This is a genomic window from Nostoc sp. WHI (assembly GCF_015714725.1).
In the GTDB taxonomy this organism is placed as follows: Bacteria; Cyanobacteriota; Cyanobacteriia; order Cyanobacteriales; family Nostocaceae; genus Nostoc.
On record NZ_WBKM01000258.1, the window covers coordinates 49629 to 65341 of the forward strand.

Genomic DNA, 15713 nt, shown 5'->3' on the forward strand with positions numbered 1-15713 from the left:
CTAAAATCATCTTACATACTTGTAAAATACTGTTGCAATAAATAATGAGACTGGAATCAGTGTTCTCGGAACCACGATTCTCCTTCCCCCCTCTGCGTTCTCTGCGCCTCTGCGGTTCGATAATCCTGAATTCCTCCCCCTTACCCTCTTGCCAATCTTCAATTAGTTGATACACTTGTTCTTCATTAGCCCAGTTAACCAGCGTTTATGGTGCACATCAAGCGCGTGGAACTTACGAACTTTAAATCCTTCGGCGGCACTACCTCAGTCCCTCTGCTACCGGGGTGTACTGTCATTTCTGGGCCAAATGGTTCGGGTAAATCGAATATTTTAGATGCACTGCTGTTTTGTTTGGGACTCTCCAGTTCTAAGGGAATGCGAGCCGATCGCTTACCGGATTTGGTAAATAATACTCAAACGGCTAAGGGACGGGCTTCTATTGAGGCTAGCGTGACGGTAACGTTTGATTTGTCGGATGATGTGTCACGCAGAGGCGCAGAGGCGCAGAGGGAGGAAGATCAGGAGAATTCCCACTCCCCACTCCCTACTCCCCATTCCCCAACTGAATGGAGTGTCACTAGAAGGCTGCGAGTTACTCACCAAGGGACTTATACATCGAATTACTATATGAATGGTGAAGCTTGTACGCTGACGGAGTTGCATGAGCAACTAAGTAAGCTGCGGGTTTATCCTGAAGGCTACAATGTGGTGCTGCAAGGGGATGTCACCAGCATTATTTCAATGAATACGCGGGAACGTCGGGAAATTATTGATGAGTTGGCTGGGGTGGCGGCGTTCGATCGCAAGATTATCCAAGCTAAATCAACTTTAGATGAGGTGAAGGAAAAGGAAGATAGCTGTCGGATTATTGAGACGGAATTAACTGCACAGCGCGATCGCCTTTCTCAAGATCGTGCGAAGGCTGAGAAATATCAAAAGCTTCGCACGGAATTTCTGGCAAAGCAATCTTGGGAAGCTGTTTTATCATGGCGATCGCTACAAGCACAACAAGAAAAGTTAGTTAACGAAATTCAAAGTGGCGATCGCAATTCTGGTGAACTTACTACCCAGCTCACAAACCTAAATTCCGAAATCGTCCAAAAAACGGATCAACTGGAACAACTCAATGCTCATGTCAAAGCATTGGGAGAAGATGAACTTTTGGCGGTACAATCTACCCTCGCTACCCAAGAAGCAGAACGTAAACAACTCCAGCGTCAGTTAACGGAATTAGAAACAGCTTCTCAAGAAACTGCCAAACGTCTGGCTCAAACTCAGCAAGAGATTCAACAACACCGTCATTCCCTAGAACAAAGTGCCGAAACCCAGCTTGTAGAGACGCGATTCATCGCGTTTTCCCAGCAACAAAGAAATGAAGCACAGCAAACGCTACAAAGTTCCCGCGAAGCAGCAGCAGAAATTGCCTCGGCTTCGGAAGCGTGGGTGCAGCAACAAACAGCATTTAACCGTCAAATTGAAACTCTGCTGCAAACTCTAGAACCCCAACGTACAGAACAAGCACAACTCAGGGAACGCAATCACCAGTTCCAGCAAATTATCCAGGAGCAAACCCATTTAATTGAACGCGACGAACCGCTACTAGCAGAAAAACAAGCTGAGTGTAATCGAGTTGAAACAGAATTTAACGCCTCTAGCGAACCGATCCAAAATTTAGCCCAAAATCTCTCAGCTACAGAACAAGAATTGCTAATTCAACAGGAAACCCAAAAGCGGCTTTTGCTAGAACAACGGGAAAAACAACGCCAGTTAGATAAAATAGAGGCGCAAACGCAAGCACAGCAAGAAGTCCAAGGAACCCAAGCTAGTAAAGTCATCTTGCAATCAGGAATGCCTGGACTTTGTGGCTTAGTTGTGCAGTTGGGAAGAGTGGAACCCCGCCATCAGCTAGCCTTGGAAATGTCCGGTGGTGGACGTTTGGGACATATTGTGGTAGAAGATGACAGCATCGCCGCAGCCGGGATTGAACTGCTCAAACAGAAACGTGCAGGAAGGGCGACTTTTTTACCCCTAAATAAAATTCACGCTCCCAAATTTACTCAAGATGCAACGCTGCGTTTTGCTAACGGTTTCGTTAACTATGCTGTTAATTTAGTCGATTGCGATCGCCGTTACAAAGATGTATTTAGCTATGTTTTCGGTAACACGGTGGTATTTGCCAACCTAGAGGCGGCGCGGAAAAACATCGGACTCTACCGCATCGTTACCTTAGACGGAGAATTGTTAGAAACCAGTGGTGCAATGACTGGTGGTAGCAATACTCAGCGTTCGGCGTTGCGGTTTGGTACTGGTGAAGCGGCGGAATCTGATGAAGCGATCGCTTTAAGAAGTCGCTTGGTGGACATTGAGCGAGTTTTAGAGCGTTGTACTGAAGCGATCGCTACTTTGTCAACCAGAACAAAAAAACTGACGCAGGAAGTGACGGAAGCGCGTCAGGCGCGGCGCGAACAGCAGTTGCAAAGGGAACAGTTGCAGAAAGATATTAAGAGTTTAACAGGGCAATTAGAGGGGACGCGATCGCAACTCGCCCAAAACAGCGAAAAGTTAGCTACTGCTCAATCTCGATTAGAAATTTTGGAGCGGGAATTACCAGGACAAGAAACTCAGTTGCAACAATTGCGACACGCTTTAGCTGAGTTGGAAGCATCCCAAACTCCCAGCGAATGGCAACAAATCCAAGGAACAATCAAAATTCAAGAGCAACAATTGCAACAACGAGAGGCAGCGTTAAGGGAAGCCGAACAAAAATTAAAAAATTTGGAAAGTCAGCAACAACGTTTGCAAGAGAAAACCCAAGAGGGGGAGGAGCGAATTACCCAATATCATCGTGAGCAAGAGGCACGACAAAATCAACTAACTTCCCTCAGCACTCAGAACTCAGAACTCAGCACTCTAATCGCCCAAACCCGCGCCACGCTGAGTCAATTGGAGCAGAATTTGGGAGAAGAAAAACAAAAACGCGACACTACAGAACAGGAATTGCGATCGCATCTTCTGCGCCAACAACAATTGCAATGGGAAATCCAAAAACTCCAAGAAACCCAAGAGAAGCGGCGGGAGGAACTTGTTGTTTTGCAAAATCAGTTGCGGGATGTGGGAGCAGAATTACCGAATCCCTTGCCGGAAGTTCCAGATCAGGTAGATTTGGAAGAATTGCAGAAAGAATTGCGATCGCTTACCAAACGCTTGCAAGCAATGGAACCAGTGAATATGCTGGCGTTGGAAGAATACGAACGCACCCACAACCGCCTTCAAGAATTGACACAAAAATTACAGACGCTAGAAGGAGAACGCACCGAATTACTTTTGCGAATTGAGAGTTTTACCACATTGCGGCAACTTGCCTTTAAAGAAGCTTTCGATGCTGTCAATGAAAACTTTCAATCTATTTTTGCCATTCTTTCCGACGGCGACGGCTACCTACAACTCGAAAATCCCGAAGATATCTTTAACAGTGGACTGAATTTAGTCGCGCACCCCAAAGGTAAACCAGTACAGCGCCTAGCTTCCATGTCTGGAGGAGAAAAATCACTTACAGCCTTGAGCTTTATCTTTGCCCTGCAACGCTATCGCCCATCGCCATTTTACGCCTTTGACGAAGTAGATATGTTTTTAGATGGGGCAAACGTAGAACGATTAGCTAGAATGATTAAACAACAGTCACAACAAGCGCAATTTATAGTTGTTAGTTTGCGTCGTCCGATGATAGAATCAGCCGAACGCACAATTGGCGTTACTCAAGCACGAGGAGCTTACACTCAAGTTTTGGGGATTAAGTTACAATCATCCAATACATCTGCTTGATTTTTAGTTAATAATAGTGTAAAGATAAACCGGATTCGAGATCAGGACTCGGTATAGAATGACCTCTGAACAGATAATTAGGCGTTCCGATATATTAAATACCCAGGTGATTACCCGCGACAACGGCAAGCGGTTAGGCATCGTCAGTCAAGTCTGGGTTGATATTGATCAACGAGAGGTTGTGGCTCTTGGTTTGCGAGACAGCCTGATCTCTATTTCGGGCATACCGCGCTATATGTACCTCAACAACATCAGCCAAATTGGTGATGTCATTTTGGTTGATAATGAAGATGCAATTGAAGATATCGAAGTTGAAACTCTCAGTAATTTGATTAACTGGGAAGTAATTACAGAGACAGGCGAAGTATTAGGTAAAGTGCGGGGCTTTAAGTTCAACGGCGAAACCGGGAAGATTAACTCTATAGTCATTGCTTCTTTAGGATTGCCCCAAATTCCCGACCAATTTCTGAGTACTTACGAGTTTTCAGTCGATGATATCGTCAGCACTGGCCCCAATCGATTGATTGTGTTTGAGGGAGCCGAAGAACGGGTAAACCAGTTGACAGTTGGTTTGCTAGAGCGCCTGGGTATCGGCAAAGCGCCGTGGGAGCGGGATGAACAAGAAGAATACGGCTACACTCCGCCACGCCAAGTTGCACCACCCAATCAACTGCCTCCTGGAGTGCCATTGCAGTCACCCAGACAGAGAGTTCGCGCCCCTGAACCCGTAGCGCGGGAAGAAGAATGGAATGAAGACTATGTGGAAGAAGAAAGACCACAGCGCCAAGTCATGAAGGCGCGGCAGTATGAATCTATTCAATACGAAGAAGATGAGGAAGAAAATAACTGGAGCGAGGCAACGGGCAGCGATAGGTATCAACAACCGCAGCCACTAAAGTACGAAGCCCAGCCCTACAGCAAGCCATACGTTGAGGAATACGATGATTATGACGACGTAGAGGGCGATGCTTGGGAAGATGCGCCGAAGCCCGTGAATATTCCCAAGAAAGTCAAGGAAAAACAGCCAGAATACGAAGAAGAAGGCGGATATTAAGTTTAAAGTTTACCCTACTTTAACCCCCTCTTTGAAACCAAAGAGGGGGCTTTTTATGTATGAAATAATTCATAGGACTTACGCAAAACACACGCTGTAGGGGCAATTCATGAATTGCCCCTACCTAAAAATCATTCTTTTTGGCTATTGTTTGCGTAAGTCCTAATTCAGTAGTAATAAATAGGAAAAAATCGATTATGAGATTGACCTTCATGATTGATTATTTATTACTGATGCAATTAGAGTTTCCCATCTGCAAAATAAATTTCATCAGCATAATCAACCAATAATCCAGCAAGATGATGAGATTTATTGATATTTTTGCGATTTTCCCTGACAAATAGCTCTCACTGACTGCTGGCTCCATCAGTGGTTCGTCCACTCATCTCACTGGGATGGATACGGTAGAGCGCCATGACTTCCGCACGACCCCAGGCATCAATCCAGGTTCGATTAATAGCGGGCGAAAGCGTTGGATTTTGCGTTTTGACAAATTGCATGACGCGATCGATGTCTTGCTGCTCTGTGATGTGTTCGGCTCGACCCGTCACAGTAACGCTGCGCCAATGTTTTAGATCGTGGACTTCTTCAACTTGTAAACATACTTCTGGATTCGCGTCCATATATTTGGTCTTCATTCCAACCGTGGTGAAGATGTAGATGTTTGGCTCTTCAAAATAATAGTGCATAGGCACAACATAGGGATGTCCTTCAAGTGCACAACCTAAGTGCCCATGTCCTACTTTCTGCAAGAGATCATGCATCTCTTTTGTGCCCATTTCATCGATATCTAACATGATTATTCCCCAGAATAAAGATTTAATTGATTAATCGAGTTGTAAATCTGTTATTGACATTGTGCCTACTTCCTTTCATACCTTGATGGCAGGATGAAAAACAATAGCGATCGCAATGCTTCTAAAAATTGGTTATTTGAGCTTATTGTAAATACCATTCGTATACATACATCATTGTGATAAGTTCTAAGACTTAATCCTCTAACCAAAGTTAGATAAAACTATTTTGCTAGGCTGATTTTGGGTATTTATCAGGTAAGGATTCATATTCATTCCAACCAGAAAGGTATACATGCATTAAATAATGCCTGATAAGTCATAAGCACGTAACTCTTAATAATATGAAGTAAAAGCTTGTGCCAAACTCAAAAACCCACTTTTTTAGAGGGTTAGGGCAGATATTCTGGCTAAGTCCCTGATATTTAGGGATTGATGGTAGAATTAGCCATTTTTACTAGAGAGGTGCGATCGCCAGCTTTCAACCCAACAGTATATTGCACACCCTGTTGTCGCCAAGTCAAGGTAGCATCTGAACAATTCGCGCCACAAGTAAAATCTACAAAATAGCCAGTGATGGATTTAGCTAAGGATACACGTTTACCAATGAGGCGGGGTGTTTTGCGGGTTACTGCTTCAGCCGAAAGTACACCCAAACGACACGCAGTTCCACCAGTACAGGCGGGACTAAAACCCAGTAAGATATCGTACCTTTTTTGCGTGGCAGTTTCTATAATTGCGTAAATTGGGTTTTCGCCATCCGACTCAGGAATAAATTTCGGCAACAGAATCCGAATCTGAGTTTTTTGCTTTAATTTGGGTAGAATTGACTTAAAAACTGGGTGTGGCTGGGTTTTACTCTGCTGTGCTATCAGTTGCAACTGATTGTTGGTATTGGCTATAGCTGACTTATGAAAACTGCTAGCGCTGGCTAATAAAAATACGACACACACAGCACTGATATTTCTGAAGCTTAAAATCATCATTACAAACCTATTCCATCTATGGATACTTATTTGTAATACCCATTTTTGAATATCAAATTACGCATTTTACAGATGAACAAATACCAAAGATTTAAGGCAAGGCTATTTCATTCTCATCTCATAAATTAAAATATTCTTAAGCAACCTATTCAAAATTAGCCTGACGAATCCGAAACTTATTTTTCATAGCAATCACGATTCTGCCATTAAGTAAATCTTCGCTATGTAACTTTAAAGCGTCTATTAATAACACTTTCCTCGCTTCACGAGGTAAATTTTCTAAACGTAAAACTCCACAATGACGCTTTCTTTGCTGCCAAATCATTTGTTCAAAGTCATTATCTGTAGTCATAATAATTCTTTGTTCCATAACTGCCCATTCTAAAATATGCTCGTCTCTCATTTCGGGGTCAGTGTCACTTACATAAACCACTTCATGACCGATGTCTTGCAACCAATTACCCAAGGCGCGACTAGCATTGACATCGATTAAAAATTTCATATATGGTCTAAAGCGTAGTCACTCTGTCTAAAACCTCTTCTTGAGAAACAAGATAATAAGCATAAAATAAGGCTGCTTGTATATCTTCTAGTTCTAATTCTGGGTAATCTTCAAGAATTTCTTGATTAGTAGAACCCTTGGCTAGTAATTCTAAAATCATTGCTACTGGTATTCTTAGTCCCCGAATAATTGGTTTACCAGCCAAAATATTTTTGTCAAACTTAATCCGCTCTAGTATTTTTTTATCGTTCATTTTTACTACCTACCTCTGATAATTTGCAAGTGACAATAGTCAAAGATTTAAACTAAGCATCTGGTTGAATTCCCAAAGCTCTAAGTTGTGCAGCCAAAGCTTCAGCCCTTTCCTGAGCTAATTCTTTTTGCTGACGTTCCGACTCTACTTGGTGTTGGGCTAATTCTTTCTGTCTCTTTTCATATTCTGCTGCTGTTAGAATCAACTCACCCTCAACAGTAAAGAAACGCAGTTTTTGCTCATATATGCTCAAATATAGCTGTAACTGCTGACTCCACAGCCACCCTTGGGGATTTGCTTCTAGCGGTTGGTATTGACCATCAATTAGATGAAATCCGATAAATTCCAAACTTTCGGGGTCAAACCAGAAATAATCGGGTGTACGAAAGATATTTTGGTAGATTTGTTTTTTCAGTCCTCTATCTACATTAGCTGTGCTGTCAGAGAGGATTTCTACAATGACATTGGGAGTTTTGCCACCTTCTCCCCAAACTACCCAACTTTTGCGGGGTTTACGTTCACAACCCAACACTACGAAAAAATCTGGCCCGCGAAAATCGCGTGATTTGATTTGTTCTTGATTGTAAAAAATTGTTAAATTGCCACTGGCATAGAAATCATTACGTTCATTCCAGAAGTGTTCTAAAGATTCTATTAATAGCTGCATTTGCTGTCGGTGCAAGTCACTTTCCAAGGGTGGTTCATCACTCCATAAGTCAGTAGGTGGAATAATAATATCTTCAGAAATCTCAAAATCTTTGGCTAGGGACATGACTATAGACGCTTAATCAAGGTTATTGTTATGAGTTTAGCGTAGCTGTAAATTGCTATTTATCCGAATTGAGTGAGTTTTTAAAAGTTTAAAATATCTAATGATTCTTCTATTTTTAAATCTAATATTTTGTTTTTTGTATCTTTGAGTGCTTCTAGCTTACCTTCTTGACGATAAATATCTGCCGCTTTTTGAAAATCTTCAATTGCTCGCTGTTTATCTCCCATTTCTAAATAGATATTGCCACGGTTGTAATAAGCATCTGCATAATTTGAATTAATCTGTATTGTCTGAGTATAATCTGCGATCGCTCCTTCAAAATCACCTAAATCTGAACGAGCATTACCACGGTTGTAATAAGCATCTGGATAATTAGAATTAATCTGTATTGCTTGAGTATAATCTTCAACTGCTCCTTCAAAATCACCTAAATCGGAACGAGCATTACCGCGATTTTTATAAGCTACAGCATCTTGAGGATTAATCTTGATTGCTTGGGTAAATCCTGGTTGAGTTCCTAATAAATAACGAGCAATTCCACGATTTTTGTAAGTATCAGCATAATCGGGATTAATTTTAATAGCCTGGGTATAATCCTCAATTGCTCCTTGATTATCTCCTATATGAGAACGAGCTTCAGCACGGTTTTTGTAAGCTACGGCAACATTAGGATTAATTCTGATCGCCTGGGTATAATCATTAATTGCTTCTTCTAATCGCCCTATTTGATATAGAGCTAAACCTCGTTTATTGTAAGATTTAGCATCATGAAGATTCATTTGGATTGCTTGAGAGTAATCTGCGATCGCAGTTACATAATCGCCTATTTGATAGTGAGCTAATCCTCGTTTATAATATAAATCAGTATCGCTAGAATTAACTTTTAATGCTTGATTATAGCTAGCGATCGCATTTGTATATTCTCCTTTCTCGAAAGATTCATCACCTAATCGGGCGGAAAGTAAATTTAAATCTTCATCACGATAATGTAAATAATTCTCTATATTAGGTTGAGAGGAAGATTTTATTAACTGATTATTAGTTGGCTGAGGTGGCGTTTCCTGCTTTGGAAGATATTTATAAATTGGTGGTTGTTGCCTAGAATTATTAATAGAAGTTTGTACCTGTTCTAGATAGCACCATAAACCACCACCATAGAGTAATTGATCTATCCCAAATGAAATTTTACCAGTCTTCAACTTAATCATCCGGGTTGGAAGAAAACCAGCCAAAAAAAGATGGTACTCAGATTGTGCTTCACTCACATCCTCTTGAATCAAAATGCAAACTACAACTGCATTTTTTTCCACTTCTTCAGAACTAACTGACCACCTAACTCTATCAATACTACCATGACGAGATTTAACTTCAATACCAATAGATGGGTCAGAAGTCAAGGTAAAATCTATATTACCATCGCCGCCAAAGCGCTTTTCATAATCAACTTCGGTAATAAAACCAGCTAAACGTTCTTTGACAACTTCCTCACCCAATTTTCCTTTAAGATAGCTGATAAAAACATCACGCACTGGCAAAACACGCTTATATTTCTCAGCCATCTGCCAGCAAAATGCCCGTAGTGCCTTTAATCTCTCTCCAGAGATGATAGTTAATTCACTATATTGACCTTCTGTTTCGCAATGAAGCAGACAACCAGATGTTAACCTTTTAATAAAATCAGACTGTAGCGATCGCAGTAGTGTAATCCAGTCCATTTATATTTCTGCGAATCTTTTGATGAGATTATTCTATTAAAATATCCAGTTGTCGTAAACCTTTTAATTAGCTTGGGTGATATTCCCAAAAATTGTTTATTCTTTTGCAATAATTCTTAATTTAACTTAATATTTTAAAATTACCAGAGACTGAGGGTGTATTAAGACATAGCATTGTGTCTCAGACCTCGCTGCTTTTTACAGTCGAGTATGAGTAGTGATTTATTGATAGATTTGCCGGAGTTATTCTACATTATTCACAGTTTTGATACTGGTGAGAATAGCCCTTAATATCTCTACGTTCTGTATTTGGGCAATCTCTGGTAATATTGTTAAACCTTCGCTGCCAAATTTCAGTTCTAAACAGACTTCAAGACTTTCAATGAGTCCTTCTATTTTTCCCTCTTCAATACCTTTTTCAATAGCCCTTCTTTCTACGCTGCTAATATACGACATTTTATTCTTCATAGTGAGTTATTTATTGCCAAAAATTTTTATCTAATTCTTTTGTAATCATATCACCCATACACTCGATTTTTTTAATATCGGCAGTCATTTTACAGTCGAATTTGAGTCGTAAATTATTGATAGACTTGCCGGAGTTCTTCTAGAGTATTCACAGTTTTGATACTGGTGAGAACAGTTTTTAATATCTCTACGTTCTGGATCTGGATAATCTCTGGTAATATTGTTAGCCCCTGACTACCAAATTTTAATTCCAAAGCGATTTCAATGCCTTGAAGTAACCCTCCTCTCATACCCCTTCTTTCTATGCTGGTAATATACGGCATTTTCTTTTCATCCTCATATTGAGTTACTTCTTGCCAAAAACTATTCTCTAATTCTTCAGGTAATTTCATCACCCAGTCGATAAATCGAAATAGGTTGATGATATCTTCGCGCTGATAACCTTTTTCGTAGAGTCGTTTCGTTAAATCAAGTTTCCACCGTTTGCGGCTTCGGTTATCTTGACGTGTTTCCTTTGCCTTCAAATGAGCCATAACTACTGTAGCAAATGGGTTAGAACTTGCTTCTAATTCTCCCCATTGTTGGCTATATTCAAGTAGTTTGACAATGGGAAACTTGAACTTGACTTCGCAACCCCATAATTCATCGCTAAACTGATTTGGTTTCCATGTGGGGCGATCGTCACCTAAGATGGCTAGACTAGCTATAGACCGATTGTAACGGTCAAAGAGTCGGTAGTGGTAGACATACATTCGCTGGGCAAAGTTGCTTTCTTCATAACTTTGAACTTCCAGATGGACTAATACCCACCTTTCTTCGCCATTACGTCGCCAGACTTGAACGAGTTTATCAACGAATCTTTGCCCCAATTCTGCATCTCGAATGACTTGCTGTAACTCTTTGTCCAGAAAAGTATAGCCTCGCTTCCAGTCTATTCCCTCCGCAGCTACAGGAAAGAAAAATTCTATGCACTCTTGAAAGTAGGTTTCTATAGCTTCTTTCCACGGACTGTCATATTCATCGTTGGACATTGGCAAGATTTACATTAGTTTTTTAGGTGCGGCATGTCTGATTATGCCAGAGTTTTGATTGCTAGTGAAGGGTATAAAAGTGCGTAGACGTAGCCTGTTGTACCCCTACGGAGAAGCAAGATATGCGTAGCGTCTCGCATTCTTTGAGATAGACTAGATAAGATACTCCAGAGTTCTGAAGGAAACATCATGACATCGCAACCATTAGAACTAGAAGGAACTTGGGAAGAAATTGTTACCCACAGCGCAGAACTCACTGGACATAAGGTTCGTGTAATTATTGTTCCTGATGAATCAGAATCATCTTTGCTTCCTACCCCACCGTTTCGCCCAGCTTCAGGTCGCTCTCTACTCAGACACGCTGGTACATGGGAAGGCGATGATTTTGAGGAATGTTTGCGCTTAGTTTACGAATCCCGCTCCCAATTGGAGTTTTGAGTTTGTACCTGTTCGACACTAATCATTGTAGTGCCATAATTTTCGGAAACCTTGACATACTGCGCCGAGTAACCAAAGTGGGTGAATCACTGATAACCACCAGTGTTATCACCCGTGGAGAGTTGATTTTTATGGCACAGAATTCAGAACAAAGGTCGGCGAATCTGGCGCGTGTCAAAGAATTTTTGAAAGATATCGGCTTATATTTTGTAGATGAAGAAACCGCCGATATCTATGGTGAATTTAAAGCGGATATCATTGCTCATTTTGGCCCGAAGGAAAGAAATAAGCGCAGAAAAACCACAATCGAACAACTAGGGATTAGTGACAACGATTTGTGGATTGCTGCGATCGCTTTGCGTCATCATTTGACCATCGTTTCACAAGACAGCGATTTTGAGCGGATGAGACAAGTGAGGGAGTTAGCTTGGGAATTTTGGCTTTAAGTTGAATTTTATAACGGGAGTGCGATCGCAAATCTTACAGGCGTTCACAACTGTAATGATTAATTATAGAAAATTTTGTAATTCATAAACTTGCCTAAGCATATCTAGTACTCTTTGATAAGCTTCGTCCTTACCTTGTTTGTCGTAAAAATTAGCAGCTTTTTGCAAATCTCTAATTGTATATGGCATATGCCCTAACTGACGATAAGTAGCCCCTCGATTTTCATATGCTTCGGCAAAGTTAGGATTAATTATGAGTGCTGAATCAAAATCCTCAATGGCCTTCTCGTATTCCCTTATCTCATCAAAAACAATACCTCTCCTCACATACGCTGAAGCTTGATTTGGGTCTAGCTTTATTACTTGAGTAAAGTCTATAATAGCTCCTTTATCTATTCGTCTATCATAACGAGCAATTCCACGCCAAAAGTAAGCTTCAATTTTATTATTGTCAATGTTTATTGCTTGAGTAAAATCTTCAATTGCCTTCTGTGTATCTCTAGTCTGATAATACAACAAACCTCGATTAAAGTAAGCTTCAGCCGATTTAATATTAATTATTAGTGACTGAGTATAATCTTCAATAGCTGCTTTTTTATTTCCTATTTCATGATATATTTTGCCACGCATGAAAAAAGCATAGAAATTATGATTATCAATTTTTATGCACTGATTGTAATCTTCAATAGCATTATTAATGTTTCCTATATTATAGTGAAATTTTCCTCTATTCAAGTACAATTGAGCATCAACCGGATTAATTAAAATTGCCTGTTCAAAATCTCCTTTAGCACCTTGAATATCCCCTAACTGACAACGAGTAAAAGCACGGACTAGATAAGCATCAGCTATATTTGGATTAAGTTGTAAAACTTGATTATAGTTAATTAATGCACCTTGATAATCATCTTGTTCTAGACATAAATTGCCAAGTAGGAAATAATCAATTATTAAGTTAATAGTCTGATGTTGTATATATTTTATATTGATATCTTTTTTATGCTCATTCTGCTCATATTCAATTTTGTCTTTTGCGATTTTATTGTCTGCCAAAAGAACTTTATCTTTAGGAGAATTCAAGCTTGATATATAGCTGTGTAAACCACTAATATATAGCAATGCATCTATCCCTAATGAAGCTGTACCATTAGTAATATCAATCATACTGGTAGGCAAAAAGCCAGCCGATACAAGATTATACTTAGGCTGCGCTTCATTGACTGATTCTTGAATTAAAATACACACTAAAATAGTATTTTTATCAATTTCCTCTTTGCTAATCCACCATTTCACCGTGTCAATACTGCCATGACGAGCTTTTACTTGAATACCCACAGATGGGTTACAATTTAGGGTAAAATCTACTTTGCCATCCCCACTAAGTTTTTTTTCATAATCAATTTCTGTCACTAATTTCCCTAAACGGTCTTTGACAACTTCTTCACCAAGTTTTCCTTTTAAGTTATTAATAAAAACATCACGGACTGAAGAGGTTTTCTTATACTTTTCAGCCATCTGCCAGCAAAAATGCCGTAGTCTCTCTAATCTATCCCCAGAGATGACAGTTAATTCACTGTGTTGACCTTCTTTATCACAATATAATAAGCAACCAGATTTTAGTCTTTCGATAAAGTCAGCTTGTTGTGCCCTAAGTGTAGTTATCCAGTCCATTTTGGGAGAATTTGATTTTATCTAATTAGGAATCCAAAGTTAGTATTCCCAATTAACGAACATAAATCTCAAATTCTTATAAACGATCGCACTATCGTAACTTTTGCTCATGCAACAGTGCATCCGCCCAAGCTGCATCGGCTTCTGATAACGCTGGTACTGGCTGTTGACTGTAATCTATTACCAAATCATAACCATAAATCTCATATACCTCATTTAACAATGTCTGCAAATCTATAACTGGTTCCCCATCTCCAGAACGCAAAGGCATGGGAAAAGGTGGAATTATATCTGGTAAATTAAAAGCATATAAGTCAGCATAAGGACGGCGATCGCCACGACAAACTAAAATTCGATAGTGACTCTGAATATCATTGCCCATCATTGGCATTGATTCGCCTTTACGTAATAAATCAATCTCGACTAAATTGGTACGACTAGCTAATACTTGTTCACGTTTATCTTGATATGTCTGCCGTCCTTTACCCGGACGTTTATTCGTAGGAGATAGAATTTCAATAGTAGTAACTAATGCCTCTGTTCCTACTTCTCGTACTTCTAAATATCCTTCTCTGATAGTTACTGGCATCGGAATCTTGACTTTTATAGGTTTAGATGTCAGCGCGGCTACTGCTACATTTGTATTTGTAGAATCAGTTACAGTCTGCCGACTTTTTACAATCACATCGGGAATGCCAACAAGCAGGGAATTCTCATCAGTAGTTTCATACATCCGCACCTCTACAGCAACTCGATATTTAGGACGCAGTTGGGGAGATAAAAACCTGGCAATTTCACTAATTAGCAAGTGATGTAATCCTGGAAATAATTCAGGATGTTCTAAATAGGGGTTCATTCCATGAAAGATAGAAGGCATTTATTTAACTCCTATTTTCTTTTTTAACGCAGTCCTTTATCCCGCAACAATGCGTCTACCCAAACAGCATTCTGTTCTGACAATTGTAATGCTGGCTCTTGACTGTAATTTATTACCAAATCATAACTTGCACGATCATAAATTCCAGCTAATAAACTCTGCAAATCTACCAACGGTTCACTATCACCAGTTCGCAAAGGCAAGGGAAATGAAGGAATTACATCTTGCAAATTAAAGGCATATAAATCAGCTTGGGGAAGATTTTTACCCCGACAAACTAAAATTCGATAATCATTTTGCGTACCATCCCCGAAAACTAGCATTGGTTTACCGTCACGCAGCAAATCAATTTCAACTAGATTAGTAAAGCTTCCCAGTACTCGCTGGCGCTTCCTCTCGTATACGCGCCGTCCTTCTCCAGGGCGTTTATTCTTGGGGGATAAGACTTCAATCACTGTCACTACTTCTCTTGTCGCTACCTCTCGCACCTCCAAATAACTTTCCCTAACAGTTTCGAGCATAGGAACTGTTACTGTCATAGCTTCAACTGGAGGTGAGACGATCGCAACATTCGCTGTTTCTGAGTTTATTACACTTTTTTGACGCTGCACCGCTACATCAGGAATACCCACCAAGAGAGCGTCTTCCCCACTTGTTTGATACACTCGTTCTTCGATGTCCACTATATATTTAGGACGTAGTAGAGGAGATAACGAGTCTGCGATCGCTACTATCAAGCGCTTATGAACTTTTTGCCATAATGCAGGATCTTCTAAATATGGGTTCATTCCTGGAAATGGAGAAGGCATAACAATAGCAACTAAATGGGAAATTTACCAGTTAAGAACTTTAAATGTAGGGTGCGTTATCGGTGAGAGTACGGC

General features: G+C 40.2%; 15 protein-coding genes. 4 read left to right on the forward strand and 11 right to left on the reverse strand.

What is annotated here, in order from left to right; all coding sequences use genetic code 11:
- Positions 1 to 207: 207 nt before the first annotated feature.
- Entirely contained in the window at positions 208 to 3822 is a 3615-nt protein-coding gene (gene smc, locus F8S12_RS26330) for a chromosome segregation protein SMC (RefSeq protein WP_196519241.1), read from the forward strand.
- Between the two features lie 58 nt (positions 3823 to 3880).
- Positions 3881 to 4876, forward strand: a complete 996-nt coding sequence (locus tag F8S12_RS26335) for a PRC-barrel domain-containing protein (RefSeq protein WP_196519242.1) — start codon at positions 3881 to 3883, stop codon at positions 4874 to 4876.
- Between the two features lie 347 nt (positions 4877 to 5223).
- On the opposite strand, the gene F8S12_RS26340 is transcribed toward F8S12_RS26335, so the two are convergent.
- From F8S12_RS26340 to F8S12_RS26375, 8 genes are all read right to left on the reverse strand, one after another.
- Positions 5224 to 5673: a pyridoxamine 5'-phosphate oxidase family protein gene (locus F8S12_RS26340; protein ID WP_196519243.1), complete on the reverse strand. Its 450-nt coding sequence runs from the start codon at positions 5671 to 5673 to the stop codon at positions 5224 to 5226.
- 422 nt (positions 5674 to 6095) lie between these two features.
- A complete protein-coding gene (locus F8S12_RS26345) occupies positions 6096 to 6653 on the reverse strand; it encodes a hypothetical protein (protein WP_196519271.1) in 558 nt (185 codons plus the stop codon).
- A 148-nt stretch (positions 6654 to 6801) separates the two neighbouring features.
- A complete protein-coding gene (locus F8S12_RS26350; RefSeq protein WP_196519244.1) occupies positions 6802 to 7158 on the reverse strand; it encodes a DUF5615 family PIN-like protein in 357 nt (118 codons plus the stop codon).
- A 7-nt stretch (positions 7159 to 7165) separates the two neighbouring features.
- Complete coding sequence (locus F8S12_RS26355) at positions 7166 to 7411, reverse strand: DUF433 domain-containing protein (RefSeq protein ID WP_196519245.1); 246 nt, start codon at positions 7409 to 7411, stop codon at positions 7166 to 7168.
- Positions 7412 to 7463: 52 nt separating this feature from the next.
- On the reverse strand, positions 7464 to 8183 hold the full coding sequence (locus F8S12_RS26360) for a Uma2 family endonuclease (protein WP_196519246.1): 720 nt from the start codon (positions 8181 to 8183) through the stop codon (positions 7464 to 7466).
- 80 nt (positions 8184 to 8263) lie between these two features.
- Positions 8264 to 9898, reverse strand: coding sequence for a tetratricopeptide repeat protein (locus F8S12_RS26365; protein ID WP_196519247.1), 1635 nt, complete (start codon positions 9896 to 9898; stop codon positions 8264 to 8266).
- Positions 9899 to 10141: 243 nt separating this feature from the next.
- Complete coding sequence (locus F8S12_RS26370; protein ID WP_230968286.1) at positions 10142 to 10366, reverse strand: hypothetical protein; 225 nt, start codon at positions 10364 to 10366, stop codon at positions 10142 to 10144.
- A 113-nt stretch (positions 10367 to 10479) separates the two neighbouring features.
- Positions 10480 to 11397 carry a cytosolic protein gene (locus F8S12_RS26375; RefSeq protein ID WP_196519249.1) on the reverse strand — a complete coding sequence of 306 codons (918 nt, stop codon included), beginning with the start codon at positions 11395 to 11397 and terminating at the stop codon, positions 10480 to 10482.
- 189 nt (positions 11398 to 11586) lie between these two features.
- Here F8S12_RS26375 and F8S12_RS26380 point away from each other — a divergent pair, with 189 nt between their 5' ends.
- Together F8S12_RS26380 and F8S12_RS26385 are read left to right on the forward strand one after the other, a co-directional pair.
- Entirely contained in the window at positions 11587 to 11835 is a 249-nt protein-coding gene (locus tag F8S12_RS26380) for a hypothetical protein (protein WP_196519250.1), read from the forward strand.
- A complete protein-coding gene (locus F8S12_RS26385) occupies positions 11790 to 12281 on the forward strand; it encodes a type II toxin-antitoxin system VapC family toxin (protein WP_331001450.1) in 492 nt (163 codons plus the stop codon). Before F8S12_RS26380 ends, F8S12_RS26385 begins: the two co-directional genes overlap by 46 nt.
- A 63-nt stretch (positions 12282 to 12344) precedes the next feature.
- Here the strand turns inward: F8S12_RS26385 and F8S12_RS26390 are convergent, their stop codons facing one another.
- The 3 genes from F8S12_RS26390 to F8S12_RS26400 all read right to left on the reverse strand — a co-directional run bounded on the left by F8S12_RS26390 (position 12345) and on the right by F8S12_RS26400 (position 15638).
- Positions 12345 to 13952, reverse strand: coding sequence for a tetratricopeptide repeat protein (locus F8S12_RS26390; RefSeq protein ID WP_196519252.1), 1608 nt, complete (start codon positions 13950 to 13952; stop codon positions 12345 to 12347).
- A gap of 91 nt (positions 13953 to 14043) precedes the next feature.
- Complete coding sequence (locus F8S12_RS26395) at positions 14044 to 14829, reverse strand: DUF4058 family protein (protein WP_196519253.1); 786 nt, start codon at positions 14827 to 14829, stop codon at positions 14044 to 14046.
- A 23-nt stretch (positions 14830 to 14852) separates the two neighbouring features.
- Positions 14853 to 15638: a DUF4058 family protein gene (locus F8S12_RS26400; protein WP_196519254.1), complete on the reverse strand. Its 786-nt coding sequence runs from the start codon at positions 15636 to 15638 to the stop codon at positions 14853 to 14855.
- Positions 15639 to 15713: the final 75 nt, after the last annotated feature.

Bases quoted from the DNA above. Each gene is read 5' to 3' on its own strand.
- smc (WP_196519241.1), top strand. From the start codon at position 208: ATGGTGCACATCAAGCGCGTGGAACTTACGAACTTTAAATCCTTCGGC.
- F8S12_RS26335 (WP_196519242.1), top strand. From the start codon at position 3,881: ATGACCTCTGAACAGATAATTAGGCGTTCCGATATATTAAATACCCAG.
- F8S12_RS26340 (WP_196519243.1), bottom strand. From the start codon at position 5,673: ATGTTAGATATCGATGAAATGGGCACAAAAGAGATGCATGATCTCTTG.
- F8S12_RS26345 (WP_196519271.1), bottom strand. From the start codon at position 6,653: ATGATTTTAAGCTTCAGAAATATCAGTGCTGTGTGTGTCGTATTTTTA.
- F8S12_RS26350 (WP_196519244.1), bottom strand. From the start codon at position 7,158: ATGAAATTTTTAATCGATGTCAATGCTAGTCGCGCCTTGGGTAATTGG.
- F8S12_RS26355 (WP_196519245.1), bottom strand. From the start codon at position 7,411: ATGAACGATAAAAAAATACTAGAGCGGATTAAGTTTGACAAAAATATT.
- F8S12_RS26360 (WP_196519246.1), bottom strand. From the start codon at position 8,183: ATGTCCCTAGCCAAAGATTTTGAGATTTCTGAAGATATTATTATTCCA.
- F8S12_RS26365 (WP_196519247.1), bottom strand. From the start codon at position 9,898: ATGGACTGGATTACACTACTGCGATCGCTACAGTCTGATTTTATTAAA.
- F8S12_RS26370 (WP_230968286.1), bottom strand. From the start codon at position 10,366: ATGAAGAATAAAATGTCGTATATTAGCAGCGTAGAAAGAAGGGCTATT.
- F8S12_RS26375 (WP_196519249.1), bottom strand. From the start codon at position 11,397: ATGTCCAACGATGAATATGACAGTCCGTGGAAAGAAGCTATAGAAACC.
- F8S12_RS26380 (WP_196519250.1), top strand. From the start codon at position 11,587: ATGACATCGCAACCATTAGAACTAGAAGGAACTTGGGAAGAAATTGTT.
- F8S12_RS26385 (WP_331001450.1), top strand. From the start codon at position 11,790: ATGTTTGCGCTTAGTTTACGAATCCCGCTCCCAATTGGAGTTTTGAGT.
- F8S12_RS26390 (WP_196519252.1), bottom strand. From the start codon at position 13,952: ATGGACTGGATAACTACACTTAGGGCACAACAAGCTGACTTTATCGAA.
- F8S12_RS26395 (WP_196519253.1), bottom strand. From the start codon at position 14,829: ATGCCTTCTATCTTTCATGGAATGAACCCCTATTTAGAACATCCTGAA.
- F8S12_RS26400 (WP_196519254.1), bottom strand. From the start codon at position 15,638: ATGCCTTCTCCATTTCCAGGAATGAACCCATATTTAGAAGATCCTGCA.